The organism is Alteromonas sp. OM2203 (assembly GCF_048517045.1).
Classification (GTDB): Bacteria; Pseudomonadota; Gammaproteobacteria; order Enterobacterales; family Alteromonadaceae; genus Alteromonas; species Alteromonas gracilis.
Genome location: NZ_CP183209.1, coordinates 51663 through 66118 on the forward strand (window position 1 = coordinate 51663; position 14456 = coordinate 66118).

A 14456-nucleotide genomic window follows, 5' to 3' on the forward strand; every position below is an offset into this window, starting at 1 on the left:
GGCGGTTACTCTTTTGTTGGTGTATATATTGGACTAGGGAATGCCGTTACTTTATCAGATTTATTTTCTAATTTAGTAATTTTGGCAGAACCTTTTTTATTTACAGCGTCAATGCGCAAAATGTTGTGCATTGGAACATACGTTTTTGTTACTTCCGAGAATTCGTTTTTTAGTCTTTCATGACTAGGATCCACAACAACACTTGTGTGGGTATCCCACACAAAGTCACCTATTTCTATAAAACCAAACAAAGCGCCTTGTATAAGGGTTTTTACATACAATTCGTAGCGTTCGCCATTGCTGGTAAATTGAACGCGGTAAAGAATATCGTCTTTCGACATAGATGCTGCTCTTCACTAAAAAAATAACAATATCCGGAAATCGAGCCGGCATGTGGCTGATAATTTTACCTTGCTCCTAAAATGCGAGCAACGGTAGGAAACACATGGTAAACGAAAGCTGTTTGATGGTATTTCTCGTATCAACTGCGTTACTATGACGCACACTTAGTTATACGGTGAAATTAAAATGATAAAAAAACTCCTTATTGGTAGTGCAATGACAGCAATTACATTTGCTGCAACAGCACATAACCACGCATCGACAGATAATGCTTTCAACCCTGATACACAGCGAATCAAATCGCACTTGTTTTTCTTAGCAGACGATTTACTTGAAGGGCGAGATACTGGCTCTCGAGGTCATGAAATCGCGGCGCTTTATATTGCGACCGAATTTGCCAAATATGGTTTGAAGCCTGCAGGCACAGATGGCTACATACAAAATGTATCGTTTCGCAAAGCCAATTTGGTTCAAGAATCACCTAAGTTTACATTTACACAAAACGGCGAAACCGTTGATTTTGATTATCCGAAAGAATATTTAGCTAGCCCAAGCTTGCTTAGCACTGAGGCCAATGTAAAAGGTGAGATGGTATTCGTAGGCTACGGCATTGTGGCTGATGAGTTATCTCATAACGATTATAAAGACCTAGATGTTGAAGGGAAAATTGTTGTAGCGCTTGCGGGTAAGCCAAGCGACTTTCCATCAGAAGAGGGTGCTCACTTCGCGTCTGGCTATCAAAAACAAAAGTATGCGGTAGACAATGGTGCTATCGGTATGATCACTGTCACTACGCCTAAAAACGAGAAAGTGCGCCCATATCAGAGCCGCTTGAACTACATTCATACACCGCGTATGGCGTGGTTAGACGATAATGGCGAGCCTGCGAATAGTTTTTCTCAGCTTAAAGGCGGCGCTTACATGAGTGAAGGGGCTGCACGTAAACTGTTTCAAGGCGCAGAAAAGAGCCTTGATGACGTTTATGCAGTTCTTGAAGCTGACAAAGTACCGCAAGGCTTTGCGTTAAACGGCGTAGTTGATATCAGCAAGACGAGCGTGCACGACACCATCACAAGCCCAAATGTTGTGGGTGTGCTTGAAGGTTCAGACCCGGAGCTTAAAGACGAGTACGTGGTTTTCTCTGCTCACTCTGATCACATTGGTTTTGCCAAAACAGTGAAGAAAGACAACATCAATAACGGTGCTATGGACAATGCATCGGGTACGTCTGTCATGTTAGAAACTGCACGCCTGTTTAGCGAAATGAAAGAAAAGCCAAAGCGCTCAATTCTGTTCGTGTCGGTAACCGGTGAAGAGAAAGGCCTTCTAGGTGCAGATTATTTCGCCCGTAACCCAACAGTACCTGTTACTTCAATGGTGGCGAACGTAAACTTGGATATGCCTATTCTGACTTACGAGTTTGCAGACGTTATTGCCTTTGGTGCTAATCACAGTGATTTGCAAGACTCAGTGGAAAAAGCCGCAGCCAATGCTGATATCGAACTAAGCCCAGATCCATGGCCTGAGCAAGCCTTGTTCACACGCTCAGATCACTATGCGTTTGTAAAACAAGGCGTACCTTCAGTATTTATGGTGCCGGGTCTTAAGTCAAAAGATCCTAATGTAGATGGCAGCAAGGTCTTCGGTCAGTTCTTATCTACCCACTACCACAAGCCAAGCGATGATTTAAATCAACCATTTAACTGGAACGCCGCCGAAACTTTTACAAAAGTGAACGCGCAAATCGGTTGGACATTGGCAAATCAGAAGAACAAGCCTAAGTGGAACGAGGGTGACTTCTTTGGGAAGACGTTTAGTAAATAACATGTGTTGACTAAATAGCAGTGACTAGCGTCGGCCTTCATTAATGAAGGCCGACGTTTTTGATTATTGGCTAATTTCTGTCAAATCTGCAGAAAGCTTTTTACGCTCAAAGTACATCTTTATACGGAATTTTAAGTTTCGCCAAAAGGAGCTGTGATTAGAGTGACGGCCACCGTTTATAACTTCAATAGCGCTGACGAACGTTTTATCCTGAGTGAAGGGATACGGGCGAATTCCAACAACGCTTATCCCCACCTCGCTATGGAACTGCATATCGACATCTACAGCCCGAAAAAATAACTTACGTTTTAGTAATTTTTCAGCACCAGATAAGCTTAATGCATATGCCGCTGCGCAATTTGGAACTTTAAAAAAACTACCTAGAGTAAAGGTATTATCTAATGACATTGAGTCGATAAAAGGGTTATCGCGGTTGTCGAATAATTTAATCATGTCCCAGCCTTTAAGCTGTTCAACATGCTGAAGCAGGGGCGGAAGTTTATCGTCTATACACAAATCGTCTTCTAAAATAAGACAGTAAGGTATTTTTTCTTCAGAAATTTTCTTCCAAAGCTTTTGATGGCTGATATAGCAACCTATCTCTCCCACGGTAAGATTTCTATGGTGATACTTACGATTTGCATGAGCATCATAATGCTGTTCAATTTCTTCGTTGCTCAATGCCCGTCCAACGGTTGCGTCAAACCGAATAGGATGAAGACCCAGTGCGCTGAGCTTCGAAGATGTTGACTCCCAACGCTCAACGCAGGCTTCCATATTGATTACAAAAATTGGGATATTCTTCATAATTAATCGCTTTTAAACAACGGTCGCACTGCGCTATTAAAAAGCGAACTTTCGCAACAGCGGGCCTATATTTATCACTGAACAAACATTTGTTTAAACGTGGCCCATTGCTCATTGAACTGCTCTGTCGGCTTGCGGGTAAAGCCGCTGCGAATAAAGCCGTTAATGCGACCATCAGTGTAGCTAATCAGCATATTGGCGATAATCGCTTCATCCGCGGACAGTGTCTTACCTTCGCGTAGCTTGCGCTCTCTCAATACTTGTTTAAGCTGAGTTTCTAAACGCTCAAAAAGTTTTGCAATACGCGCGCGCAAACGGTCTTGCTCGCCCATAAGAGCATCACCATTTAAGATTCGGGTAATGCCCGGGTTTTTCTCCGCAAAGCCTAAAATGAGATGTAAAATAAGCTGGCAGCGCGTAAGCGAGTCTTTTTCTTCATTCACAATTTTATTGATACGTGTGAAGAGCGTTTCTTCGATAAACTCAATGAGTCCCTCAAACATGCGCGCTTTACTTGGAAAGTGGCGATAGAGTGCCGCTTCAGACACCCCTACCTTTTCAGCTAATTTAGCCGTAGTGATACGTTGACCAGGGCTGGTTTCTAGCATTCCAGCGAGTGCTTGCAGAATTTGGGCTCTGCGATTTGTTTTTTTGACAGCAGGCATGACGAAAGTAATTCCTCCGCTACCGAGTTACAGCAACTCGGGCTCCATGTTAAATTGGCTTACACCAAAGCGTTTATTTTTATCGTTTTTATTATCGACACTTAATAAGCATCTGTTAGCTCTTATTACTAAGCGCAAAACGCTCTGCAATAAGTGAAACGAGCTGTTCCGCTAGCTCATTTTTACTCGTTGCTGGAAAGCGTTTATCTCCGTCTTTCCAGATAACGTGCAGCGCATTTTTATCGCTATTAAATCCAAGACCGTCCACAGTAATGTCATTTGCAGCAATCATATCTAGCTTCTTTTTGACTAGTTTTGAACGTGCATAATCTTCAACGTTTTGGCTCTCTGCTGCAAAGCCTACGCAAAATGGCCTGTCAGGTCTTCCAGATATTTTTGCTAGAATATCAGGGTTTTTAATAAAAGTAAGTGTTAACTCATCACCTGTTTTCTTAATCTTGTTATCGGCGATAGTCGAGGCTTTATAATCAGCAACGGCTGCGGTACTGATAAAGATATCTGTGGATGGCGTGAGCTTTTCACACGCCGATAGCATGTCATCGGCAGTCACAACATCAATGCGAGCGCAGTTAGCAGGGGTACTAAGAGACACTGGACCTGCGACCAATGTGACGTTAGCGCCTGCCGCTGATGCAGCTTTTGCGATAGCAAAGCCCATCTTGCCCGAACTATGGTTTGATATATAACGCACCGGGTCTAAAGGCTCTCTTGTTGGCCCGGCGGTAATCATCACATTTCTTCCCGCTAGGTTTTGTAGTGCAGGAAAGCGTTGAAATGCATCGTCTTTGGCAGTGTTCAATACGCTAGCAATATCGACAGGTTCAACCATTCTTCCGGCGCCTATATCTCCACAGGCTTGTTCACCGCTCGCCGGACCGATAAACGTGACCCCATGCTCTTCTAAACACGCGATGTTGCGCTGCGTAGCTACCGCTTTCCACATTTGCTGGTTCATCGCCGGAGCTATGTAGAGCGTTGCCGTTGTTGCTAAATACAACGTGGTAAGTAAGTCGTCAGCCATACCGTGAGCGAGCTTTGCCAACGTGTTAGCCGTTGCCGGAGCAATCAATAAAATGTCGGCCCATTTTGCAAGCTCAATGTGCCCCATAGCAGCTTCTGCTGCGGGGTCTAACAGATGTTGATGGACTGGATGGCCTGATACGGCCTGTAATGCTAATGGACTTACAAACTCTGCGGCAGAGTCAGTTACAACAACACGAACATTAGCGCCTAACGCGGTAAGCTTTCGAACCATATCGGGAGCTTTGTAGGCAGCAATACCGCCAGTCACGCCCAGCAAAATGTTTTTATTAGCAATAGACATAAAAGAACACTAAATCTAAATATTGATATTAGCCTACCATGGTGACAAAAAATCGGATAGCTGAACGAAAGTCGATGTCGCCAAACTAGCCTATTTAATTTTTATCAATTGCTTTATGCCATATGAGAAACAGACCTTTAATACAGTCGTTAATACGTTGGTATTCATCTATAAACTCACTTTGAATGAGCTGGTGGACCGAGAGTATGTCAATAAAGGTGTGGCCGAAAAGCGAAAGGCCGAGAGAAAAATTGTTACAGCATGGCGCAGAAAGTTTAAGTGACGCAGAGCTTATTGCCGTCATGTTAGGAAAAGGCGTTAGGGGAAAAAGCGCGGTGGCTGTGGCTCACGAGCTATTGAATGAACTCGGGTGCTTGCGCGGGGTGGCCACGGCCTCAAAAGAAAAGTTCTCTACAATAACCGGTGTTGGCCCATGCAAGTATGCACAGTTCCAAGCGGGGTTTGAAATTTACAAACGCAATCTAGAGATAAAGCTCAAACGACAGGATGTGTTTAATAATGTTGATGATACGAAACGCTATTTGCAGGCTAAATTAAGAGACTGTGAAAGAGAAAAATTTGCGCTTTTGATGCTGGATAGTCAGCATCAACTCATTGCTTTTCGCACCATGTTTAATGGAACGATCAACAGCGCTGCAGTGTATCCTCGAGAATTGATCAAACAAGTTATGATCGATAACGCGGCTGCGATAATTTTAGTCCATAATCATCCTTCAGGCGTTGCTGAACCTAGTCATGCTGATATACGTCTAACGTCAGAGATCAAAAATGCCATGGCGTCGATCGACGTGCCTGTTCTCGATCATTTTGTGGTAGGAGACAAAGAAACTATTTCATTCGCACAGCGAGGCTTGCTACCATAAGAAACCTAAGTCATTTGTCGATTATAATCTAGTCAAATGGTTGAAAATGATTTAGCATAGGACTTAGTGGGTAATTTTATTAAAGGACTGTTATGAAGAAGTCAATTATTGCATTGTTTGCAGCTGCCACAATGGTAGCGGGTGTTAACGCACAAGATGGTGAAGGTGGTGCTGGTGCAGGTGGTGCAGGCGCAGTTAGCGGTGGTCTAATCGCTACTGGTGTTGTTGCTGCTGGTATTATCGCTGGTGTTGCAAACAACAACTCTGCAGACGCGCCTGGAAATGGTGGAACTGATCCAGTTCAACCTACGTGTGAAGGTGACGATCCACTAGTAGACGGCGTATGTGTTGGTACAACTAACACTGTTACTGTAACTACTTCTGGTACTAGCACGGTAACTAAGACAATTACTGTGCCTGTTACATTTACTTACGCGCCGACCGTACAGTAAATCTAAGAGTATTCGAAAAAGCCGCTTTTTTTAGCGGCTTTTTTATTTATATAGCAAAATTATTTGTTTTTAGTTTTAGTCGGCGTACCTCAATGAAACTACACATTCTATTAGTCATTCTAGGCTTTCTTTGTTTTTCTCTCTCAGGGTGCTCAACCACAACACTCGCTTATTACAATACGCTCAAGCTCGCTTTGAAAGACCGAAGTGTCTCGTACACGGTCGAGGAAATAGCGGCGAGTAAAGCAGATATTATGCAAATTAAAGCGGGTGAACGGGATACTGCCTCGCTTGCATTAGCCTACATTGATGGTGACAAGTACAGATGGGTATCAGGTGACAGAGTAATTTTCACTATGCATCACGGTATCATCGTCAAAACAGAAGGTTTAGATAACGACCTTTATTACATGGGCAACCTGCAGCATAACCCACTTGCAACTAATAACGTTTTACCGTTTAGCTGGGATCGCAAGGTTGACATTGCTGCCATTGGATATGGCATACCAATAGACTCATCGTGGAGAATTGAGGGAGAAGAGACTCGTGAATACCTTGGGTTTTCTGTGCCTGTAATTAAAGTCGTTGAGCACGTGTCATTTTCAGAATATACCCCTTTTATCGATGTGGGATTGTCTTGGGAAAATACTTACTTTTTGCATCAGTATTCGAAAGAGCTTCTGGCCTCAACGCAGCAGTTTAGCCCAGAAGGGGATGTGTACGACATGGTCTATCTGAGTCGAATTGTGCGTGAAATGACTAAGCAAGGAGCGGCACAATAATGAAGTTTATCTCTTCGCTAATTGCTGCATTAAGCATTACTGCAGCGGGTTCACTGTATGCTGACGACAACATGGTTAGCATAATGATAAACAAGCAAACATATCAGTTTGACAGGCCTATAAGACTGTCTAGTGCACTATCTATTGTTGCCGACAATGGTGACTGGTATTGGCCAAGTGCATCTGCGTTTGATTTATCTAATCCTAAAGCGGAACGCGAGAAAGAAATTGCGTTGTCTGAAATTAGAACGCTTCTAGCCCAATTTGATAAAGATTCTAAAACTCACGAAGCGCTTGAGAATTTGTACGAGCAGGTTGCATCATGGACAGTGTCTACCCGAATCGACATGCCAATCTCCTACAACCGTGCTCGGTTATTCTTTGAAGATAACCCAATGTTCCAGCCCGGAAAATACTGGATTCGTTTAAATGGTAGACCGAATGTTGTGCATTTCTCTGGTGCAGTTGTAAAGCCCGGCGCTTACAAGCATCAAAGTGATACCTCGGTTTATACGGCAGTGCACACGGTTAAAAAGGCAGTTGATGCCGACAGAAGTCATGTTTATGTAATCGACCCAATGGGTAACATTGAAGAAAAAGGGATTGCTTATTGGAATTTAGACTTTGCCCAAATTATGCCGGGTAGTCAGGTTTATGTGCCTATATCTTCAGAGCTTTTCAGCGATAAACTTAAGCAATTAAATAAGCGCGTCGCCGCGTTAGCAGTACATAGGGTTCTACCTCAATGAGTGCGCCACAACTTTTTACTAAAAAAACACTTGCGCTTGTTATTGGAAGCGCACTTTCTTCCACCGCTTTTGCCGACACGCAAATTCGGGTTACGCCGTCGCAAATGGTGCAAGGCGGTAACGGTCTAATCCAAACGCCAACCGCTCGTATGCGCGACGAAGGTGGAATGGCAATTAACTATACCGATAACGGCGAGTATCGTTTTTGGTCGGTAAACATACAGCTGTATGATTGGATGGAAGCCACCGCTCGTTATACTGACGTGCGTACGCGATTATATAGCCAAGTAGACTCGTTCAGTGGCGATCAAACTCTTAAAGATAAAGGATTAGATGTTAAATTCAGGCTGTGGAAAGAAAGTTACTACCTACCAGATATCAGCGTAGGCTTTCGGGATTTTGGCGGAACGGGCTTTTTTGAAAGCGAATACGTAAACGCCAGTAAGTCTGTAGGACCATTTGATTTTCACTTAGGCTTGGGCTGGGGATATTTAGGTACAGCAGACGATATTACTAATCCTTTTTGTGAAGTTAAAGATAGCTTCTGTGAACGTCCAGGCGGCTTTTCAGGCCGTGGCGGCAAGGTTGATTACGACCAATTCTTCAAAGGCACTACCGCCTTCTTTGGGGGAGTAGAGTATCAAACACCATGGGAGCCGTTAACGCTTAAACTAGAGTTTGAGGGTAACGATTACTCTCGTGACAGAGCGGGTCGTTTAGAGCAGGATTCTCGCTGGAATGTAGGCGCGGTTTACCGCTATAAAGACTTCGATTTCTCGTTGAACTACCAACGAGGTAATACGATTGGTTTTGGTGTGACCTATCGCTTTAATATGAATACAGCATCGCAGATAAAATTTGATAAAGACCCGCGCAATTTGATGGGTAGAAACGCGCCTTCTAAGGTGAAAGACGTCGATAAACCTCGACTTTATAACGATTTGTATAATTCAGGTGGCTTTATCTTATCTGATGCTGAAATTAAAGAAGACAGCGCAATCTTTTACGGAACTCAGCTAAAATATCGCGACGAAGACGAAGCCATTGAACGTGTGGGTCGTGTCGCTGCCTCAGAATTACCTGACAGCGTAAAAACTTATCATATTGTGGATAACCGCGGTGGTCTGCCGATGGTCGATACACAAATAGATGCGGAAGCCTTTATCGCTGCAGCGCGCTATGAGTCAGTGGACGCCGACATAAAAGAAACATATATAAGAACGTCACCATCTGAAGAGATCAGAAGCGCGTACGACCCTGAAAATACCTCAGGGATATTCTATGGCGCTGATTTCTTCTTTACTCAATCGTTTGGCAACCCGGAAGATTTCTTTTTATATCAGACCGGTTTGCTGTTAAACGGTGGCTATGCGTTCAATGAAAACTTCTCGGTTATGAGTAGTGCGCGAGTCACGCTTCTTGATAACTTTGACAAGTTTAACTACCTAGTTGACGGCGAAGACGTATCGTTACCTCGTGTTCGTACACGGGTTCGTGAATACGTGTCTGAAAACGATGTGTGGTTAGACACGGCCATTCTGCATTACAAAGACAATGTCGCTGACGATATTTTTGTACAGGCGTATGCTGGTTATCTCGAAACCATGTTCGCTGGTGTAGGTGGTGAAGTATTGTATCGCCCTGTTGATAGTAATGTTGCCTATGGCGTAGATATTAACTACGTAAAACAACGTGATCCATACAGTCAAACAGGCTTGGAGGATTACGACACCATCACGGGACATGCGAGCGTATATTGGCAGCCTGAATTCTTAGATGGTACGCAAATTACTGTAAGTGCGGGTCAGTTCTTAGCAAAGGACAAAGGCGTAAATATCGACTACGCCAAGCGCTTTGACAGCGGCATTATCGTTGGAGCTTATGCCGCGTTCACAGATGTGTCTTCAGAGGAGTACGGAGAAGGAAGCTTTACTAAAGGCTTTTATATTTCCATCCCTACAGACTTGTTCTTACTAGAACCGTCTAAAGGCCGTGGGTTATTCCCTTGGGTGCCTATTTCTCGCGATGGTGGGCAGTTATTGCGTCGTCCTTCAAGGTTAATAGACCTCACAGAAACCAGGTCACCTTTTTACGATTAAACAAAAAACGCCACAATGTGGCGTTTTTTTCGTTTACTCAGCGTGTAATTGAAGAGCTAAGTTTCTAAGTTGCTTACTCACTTCGCTTTTATTGCGCAAATATTGATAACCTTGTTGTGAAAGCCTGCTTAGAGGACGTCTGTCGTCTTTTGATTTCTTACTGCACGCTATAGTGCTGTCACAAGTTACATCTTGCGCAAATGGATAAGGCATTAGTGATAAAACAGTAATGCCATGCTCCCAAAAATGTTGAATTTCTGTATCGCAAGGCCTGCCAAATTTAGTGGTAGAGGCGTAGAGCTTTTGCGCTCCCTTTTTAGAAATTGCTGTCGCTGCGCCACCACTCATTGGCTTTTTATGAACGACTAGATTGAATTCGTCGTTGATAGAAAATTGTTTGGCGATCGGCCGTGTTCTGTTTGCATAAGCGCTGAGTTTAATTAAATCCCACTCATGGGTAAGGCCATTTAGCGTGGCAAAAGCTTTGTGCACGTCGCCCTCTACGAGAAAGTCATCTTCTAAAACAATGCCGTAATCAGCATCTCCCTCGGCGATGCGACGCCACGCTTCACGATGACTTAAGAAGCAGCCAATTTGAGCAGGTGTCAAATTATAATAATAGCGAGCCTTGTTTAAATCAGGGCAATAGTGCTTTAGGCAAGAATCCTCTGATAACGAACGACCACAAATTGCGGGAATGCGCTCAAACAATATATTGTGTTTTTCCAAAAGCGCCTTAGATTTTTGAAGTCTCTCTGTACTTCTATCTAAATTAATAAGGTAAACCGGGGGCATGGTTTGCGTGTTGTGTTTACGATTGGTCATAGATAGCAAAGTTGCTGATAACTACTACAGGTAATTTGATGCTAGAGTTCAAACATGACAAGCTTGCTAAGCTTTGGTGACATATTTATGTCTGGTGAGATCAATTAAGAATAAAAATTTTAAAATGCAAAGCGTAAATTTATTCGTAGCTTAACTTGCGAGAGAAAAGTACAATACACGCCACGAAAAAGAGTGTTGGTGGTATTTTGCGCAAAAATCGTACGTAAAAGTAACCTTTTTGTACTTTCTTATTGAAATGATCCTGCCTTTGCTGTATAAAATGCGCCCTCTAATTTATAGTAATACGTCATTTGACCCAACCACTGTTTGAGCGCTTGGGATTAACTGACGCGACAGTTATCGTTGTTCTGGAGACAAATACAATGTCAAGAGTATGCCAAGTAACAGGTAAGCGTCCAACGGTTGGTAATAACCGTTCACACGCACGAAATGCGACTCGTCGTCGCTTTTTACCAAACCTTCAAACACACCGTTTTTGGGTTGAGAGCGAAAGCCGTTTTGTAAAACTACGTTTGTCTGCTAAAGGCATGCGTATCATCGATAAGAAAGGTATTGATTCAGTACTAACTGATATCCGTGCCCGTGGTGAGAAAATCTAAGGAAGCCGACAATGCGTGATAAAATTAAACTAGTTTCTTCAGCAGGTACAGGTTTCTTCTACACCACTGATAAAAACAAGCGTAACATGCCTGGCAAAATGGAGATCAAAAAGTATGATCCCGTTGTGCGTAAGCACGTTATGTTCAAAGAGGCCAAAATCAAGTAATTAGCTTGCTTTTGTCTCCACGAAAACCCAGCTTTTGCTGGGTTTTTTGCTTTTACATACCCGCTTAAACCTAATTTTCTAATAAGATCTAAGTAGATCCTTCTCAAAACGCCAGATAGATCGCAGTCTAATACCAATTTACCATCTTGAAAAACGAACGGGTTATCCTACTGACGACTTTTATCGAATTGAATTAGCGTCTGTTCGAATGAGGTATTAGTATATGGCGATATGGATTACTGTAATTTGGATGGGTATAAAGCGTGGCTAGACTTTCACAGCGAGCGATGAATAATGTTGTAATAATCGCTATGCTTATAATGATCGCGCTGTTTAATCTAGACAGTCTCCGCCCTAAAAGCAATATTGTGCAGACTCGCAGTTTACTGCCAGAAGATGCTTACGTGTTAAAAATAGAGCACGATGGAAACAGCTTAGAGCGAGTGGGGCAGCAGTGGCGTCAAAAGGGACAAATTGACAACTTAACCATGGCCCCAGATATGCAGTTCTCTCATTGGCAGCGCGGCGTATTAACACCGGCGACTTCTATTCCTGAAGCGTTATCCGACGTTGAGCCTTATATCATTGTTGTGTGGTTGGCGGGTGATGCTAACGGCCTTGTATATGCCATCTATCCAAATACTTCACCGACAGTGATCAAATTTGAAAATAATTGGTACACATTAGCCAATACAGAACTTGATAAACTTTTACCCTGGATTGAATGAATGCCTGAGTTACCAGAAGTTGAAGTGAGCCGTTTGGGCGTTTCTCCACATCTTATTGGTAATACGATTACCGAAGTGGTGGTTCGTGAGCGAAGAATGCGCTGGCCAATACCCAACGAGGTGTCCCTCGTTGAAGGACAGAAGGTTACGGCCGTTAAACGGCGAGCGAAATATCTACTCATTGAAACGGCTACTGGTACGCTAATCTTACATTTGGGCATGTCGGGCAAGTTGCGGGTCATTGATGCATCGACACCGGTAATCAAACACGATCACGTAGACATTGTTTTAAACACAGGCAAATGCTTGCGTTTAAACGACCCTAGGCGCTTCGGTGCAGTGTTGTATCAGGCTCCTGATGCACAAGTTGCTATGCTCGATAACTTGGGGCCAGAGCCACTTACAGACGATTTCGACGATAAACGCTTGTTTACGTTATCGCGCAATCGAAAAGGCCCAGTCAAAAATTTTATTATGGATAATGCCATTGTTGTGGGTGTGGGAAACATCTATGCAAACGAAGCATTGTTTTTGGCCGGTATAGATCCGCGACGAGCGGCTGGCAATATAAGTGCAGCCCGCTATAAAGTGCTCACTGCAAAAATTAAACGAGTATTAGCCAAAGCCATTGAGCAAGGTGGAACCACCTTAAAAGATTTTGCGCAGACCGATGGTAAACCAGGCTACTTTGCGCAGCACCTCAACGTATATGGACGCAAAGGCGAACCTTGTGAGGTGTGTGGTAAGGCAATAGAAAGCAAGGTCATTGGGCAGCGCAATACATTCTTTTGTACCCGCTGCCAACGCTGATTTTAAGACGCTTAGTCTTTTTTACCCAGTCTATCTCTTAACGCTTGCTCTACAACCGGATGACAAAAACCGTTTACCGCTCCTCGATGCAATGCAACTTCCTTAACCAATGTAGAAGAAATAAATGAGTTTTCTTCTGCAGGCGTAAGAAACACGCTTTCAAGCTTCGGGTTCAAGCGTCGATTCATGTTTGCTAATTGAAATTCATACTCGAAATCAGACACAGCCCGTAGACCCCGAATTAAAATAGTAGCATTTTGCTCGTCGGCAAAATCAGCGAGCAAGCCGGTAAAACCAACGACTTCCACATTGGGTAAATCGGCGGTGACCTTCTTAATCATTTCTACGCGTTCTTCTAACGTAAATAGCGGCTTTTTACTTGGATTAGACGCAATAGCTACAATGACGTGGGAAAATAGCTGCGATGCGCGTTCGATTAGGTCGGCGTGCCCATTAGTAATTGGGTCGAAAGTGCCTGGATAAAGTGCTCGTGTGTGCATAAGGTAAAATCTTATCGTTGTAGGTGATTTATGTGTTGACCGTGGTTAATGTAGCATAATAATCACGGAAGTAGTGCGCTGCTGGCAAGACTGCCACATAAGCACCTACTAATTAGCGATGGCGGCTCTATAACCTTCCATACACCAATGCCAATGTATCTCTTCCCAATGAAAAACCGTATTTTTACCTTTTTCTTTTCGTAAAGACCGCAATAAACGGTCTAAATTACTCTGTTTCCAGTGTTCACCTTCTCGTTTATGACAGCGGTCAAAATCGATAAGCCATATCTGCTTGTCATCATCAATCATGATATTTCTGACATTAGCATCGTGGTGATACACCTGACAGTTATGCATGGCCGCAAGTGCGTGTCCTACTGTATACCACTCTTCTTTTTGAAGGGATTGATGGCAAAGCACATGATGCAAATCCCGGCTATTAGGGATGTTCTGCGTAATGAGATCGCCGCGATAAATGAGGCCTCTGCGATGAATGCGTGCGGCCACCGGAATAGGAACACGCAAACCTTGGGCCTGCATAAGTTCAAGTAGTCTAAACTCTTCAAAGGGGCGTGAACGTTCCACACCAAGAAACACGTATTGATCGCTAAGTATTTTGCCAACCAACCCACCGCGCTTAAAATGACGTAAAACCCACTGTTGACTCTCGTGCTCAATAAAGATGGTGGTACCGCGCCCTTTCGCCTGACCGGTTACTTTGCTCTGAGCATGCCAAAACTCGGGGTTAAACATATCTGTGTTGGGCTGCTTGACTAAAGTGTCGTCGAAAATAAAGTGGTGTCCAGCACCGATGCCTCGTCGTATTGTCGCCATGTTGCCCACAACTTATGGTAAAT

At 43.6% G+C, this 14456-nt stretch carries 17 protein-coding genes; 10 read left to right on the forward strand and 7 right to left on the reverse strand.

Features of this window, described 5'->3' with window-relative positions:
- Positions 1-5: 5 nt before the first annotated feature.
- Positions 6-341, reverse strand: coding sequence for a DUF1820 family protein (locus ACM0P2_RS00230; RefSeq protein ID WP_105929808.1), 336 nt, complete (start codon positions 339-341; stop codon positions 6-8).
- 187 nt (positions 342-528) lie between these two features.
- Here ACM0P2_RS00230 and ACM0P2_RS00235 point away from each other — a divergent pair, with 187 nt between their 5' ends.
- Positions 529-2166: a M28 family metallopeptidase gene (locus ACM0P2_RS00235; protein WP_159118359.1), complete on the forward strand. Its 1638-nt coding sequence runs from the start codon at positions 529-531 to the stop codon at positions 2164-2166.
- Between the two features lie 63 nt (positions 2167-2229).
- Here ACM0P2_RS00235 and ACM0P2_RS00240 read toward each other — a convergent pair whose 3' ends face one another.
- The 3 genes from ACM0P2_RS00240 to coaBC form a co-directional block, all read right to left on the reverse strand.
- Positions 2230-2973: a glycosyltransferase family 25 protein gene (locus ACM0P2_RS00240; protein WP_173359603.1), complete on the reverse strand. Its 744-nt coding sequence runs from the start codon at positions 2971-2973 to the stop codon at positions 2230-2232.
- A gap of 74 nt (positions 2974-3047) precedes the next feature.
- Entirely contained in the window at positions 3048-3638 is a 591-nt protein-coding gene (gene slmA / locus ACM0P2_RS00245) for a nucleoid occlusion factor SlmA (protein ID WP_105929811.1), read from the reverse strand.
- Between the two features lie 115 nt (positions 3639-3753).
- A complete protein-coding gene (gene coaBC, locus ACM0P2_RS00250; protein WP_173359602.1) occupies positions 3754-4983 on the reverse strand; it encodes a bifunctional phosphopantothenoylcysteine decarboxylase/phosphopantothenate--cysteine ligase CoaBC in 1230 nt (409 codons plus the stop codon).
- A gap of 206 nt (positions 4984-5189) precedes the next feature.
- On the opposite strand from coaBC, the gene radC reads away from it, so the two are divergent.
- The 5 genes from radC (at position 5190) to ACM0P2_RS00275 (ending at position 9949) form a co-directional block, all read left to right on the forward strand.
- Positions 5190-5867: a RadC family protein gene (radC, locus tag ACM0P2_RS00255; protein WP_159118356.1), complete on the forward strand. Its 678-nt coding sequence runs from the start codon at positions 5190-5192 to the stop codon at positions 5865-5867.
- 92 nt (positions 5868-5959) lie between these two features.
- Positions 5960-6319 carry a hypothetical protein gene (locus ACM0P2_RS00260; RefSeq protein WP_159118355.1) on the forward strand — a complete coding sequence of 120 codons (360 nt, stop codon included), beginning with the start codon at positions 5960-5962 and terminating at the stop codon, positions 6317-6319.
- Positions 6320-6411: 92 nt separating this feature from the next.
- Entirely contained in the window at positions 6412-7101 is a 690-nt protein-coding gene (locus ACM0P2_RS00265; protein ID WP_159118354.1) for a YjbF family lipoprotein, read from the forward strand.
- The gene (locus tag ACM0P2_RS00270; protein ID WP_419227081.1) at positions 7101-7850 is read left to right on the forward strand and encodes a capsule biosynthesis GfcC family protein; all 750 of its coding nucleotides are present in this window, start codon (positions 7101-7103) and stop codon (positions 7848-7850) included. The genes ACM0P2_RS00265 and ACM0P2_RS00270 overlap by 1 nt, the downstream gene beginning before the upstream one ends.
- Complete coding sequence (locus ACM0P2_RS00275; RefSeq protein WP_159118352.1) at positions 7847-9949, forward strand: YjbH domain-containing protein; 2103 nt, start codon at positions 7847-7849, stop codon at positions 9947-9949. The genes ACM0P2_RS00270 and ACM0P2_RS00275 overlap by 4 nt, the downstream gene beginning before the upstream one ends.
- Positions 9950-9982: 33 nt before the next feature.
- Here ACM0P2_RS00275 and ACM0P2_RS00280 read toward each other — a convergent pair whose 3' ends face one another.
- Positions 9983-10774 carry a glycosyltransferase family 25 protein gene (locus ACM0P2_RS00280; RefSeq protein WP_159118351.1) on the reverse strand — a complete coding sequence of 264 codons (792 nt, stop codon included), beginning with the start codon at positions 10772-10774 and terminating at the stop codon, positions 9983-9985.
- Positions 10775-11157: 383 nt separating this feature from the next.
- Between ACM0P2_RS00280 and rpmB the strand changes: the two genes are divergently transcribed.
- The 4 genes from rpmB to mutM all read left to right on the forward strand — a co-directional run bounded on the left by rpmB (position 11158) and on the right by mutM (position 13099).
- Positions 11158-11394, forward strand: a complete 237-nt coding sequence (gene rpmB / locus ACM0P2_RS00285; protein WP_012516576.1) for a 50S ribosomal protein L28 — start codon at positions 11158-11160, stop codon at positions 11392-11394.
- A gap of 11 nt (positions 11395-11405) precedes the next feature.
- Positions 11406-11561, forward strand: a complete 156-nt coding sequence (gene rpmG / locus ACM0P2_RS00290) for a 50S ribosomal protein L33 (protein WP_012516577.1) — start codon at positions 11406-11408, stop codon at positions 11559-11561.
- 263 nt (positions 11562-11824) lie between these two features.
- Positions 11825-12289, forward strand: a complete 465-nt coding sequence (locus ACM0P2_RS00295) for a hypothetical protein (protein ID WP_159118350.1) — start codon at positions 11825-11827, stop codon at positions 12287-12289.
- On the forward strand, positions 12290-13099 hold the full coding sequence (gene mutM / locus ACM0P2_RS00300; protein WP_159118349.1) for a bifunctional DNA-formamidopyrimidine glycosylase/DNA-(apurinic or apyrimidinic site) lyase: 810 nt from the start codon (positions 12290-12292) through the stop codon (positions 13097-13099).
- Between the two features lie 11 nt (positions 13100-13110).
- Here the strand turns inward: mutM and coaD are convergent, their stop codons facing one another.
- Both coaD and ACM0P2_RS00310 read right to left on the reverse strand, forming a co-directional pair.
- Complete coding sequence (gene coaD / locus ACM0P2_RS00305; protein ID WP_105929820.1) at positions 13111-13599, reverse strand: pantetheine-phosphate adenylyltransferase; 489 nt, start codon at positions 13597-13599, stop codon at positions 13111-13113.
- A gap of 108 nt (positions 13600-13707) precedes the next feature.
- Positions 13708-14433, reverse strand: coding sequence for a 3-deoxy-D-manno-octulosonic acid kinase (locus tag ACM0P2_RS00310; protein WP_419227082.1), 726 nt, complete (start codon positions 14431-14433; stop codon positions 13708-13710).
- Between the last annotated feature and the right edge of the window lie 23 nt (positions 14434-14456).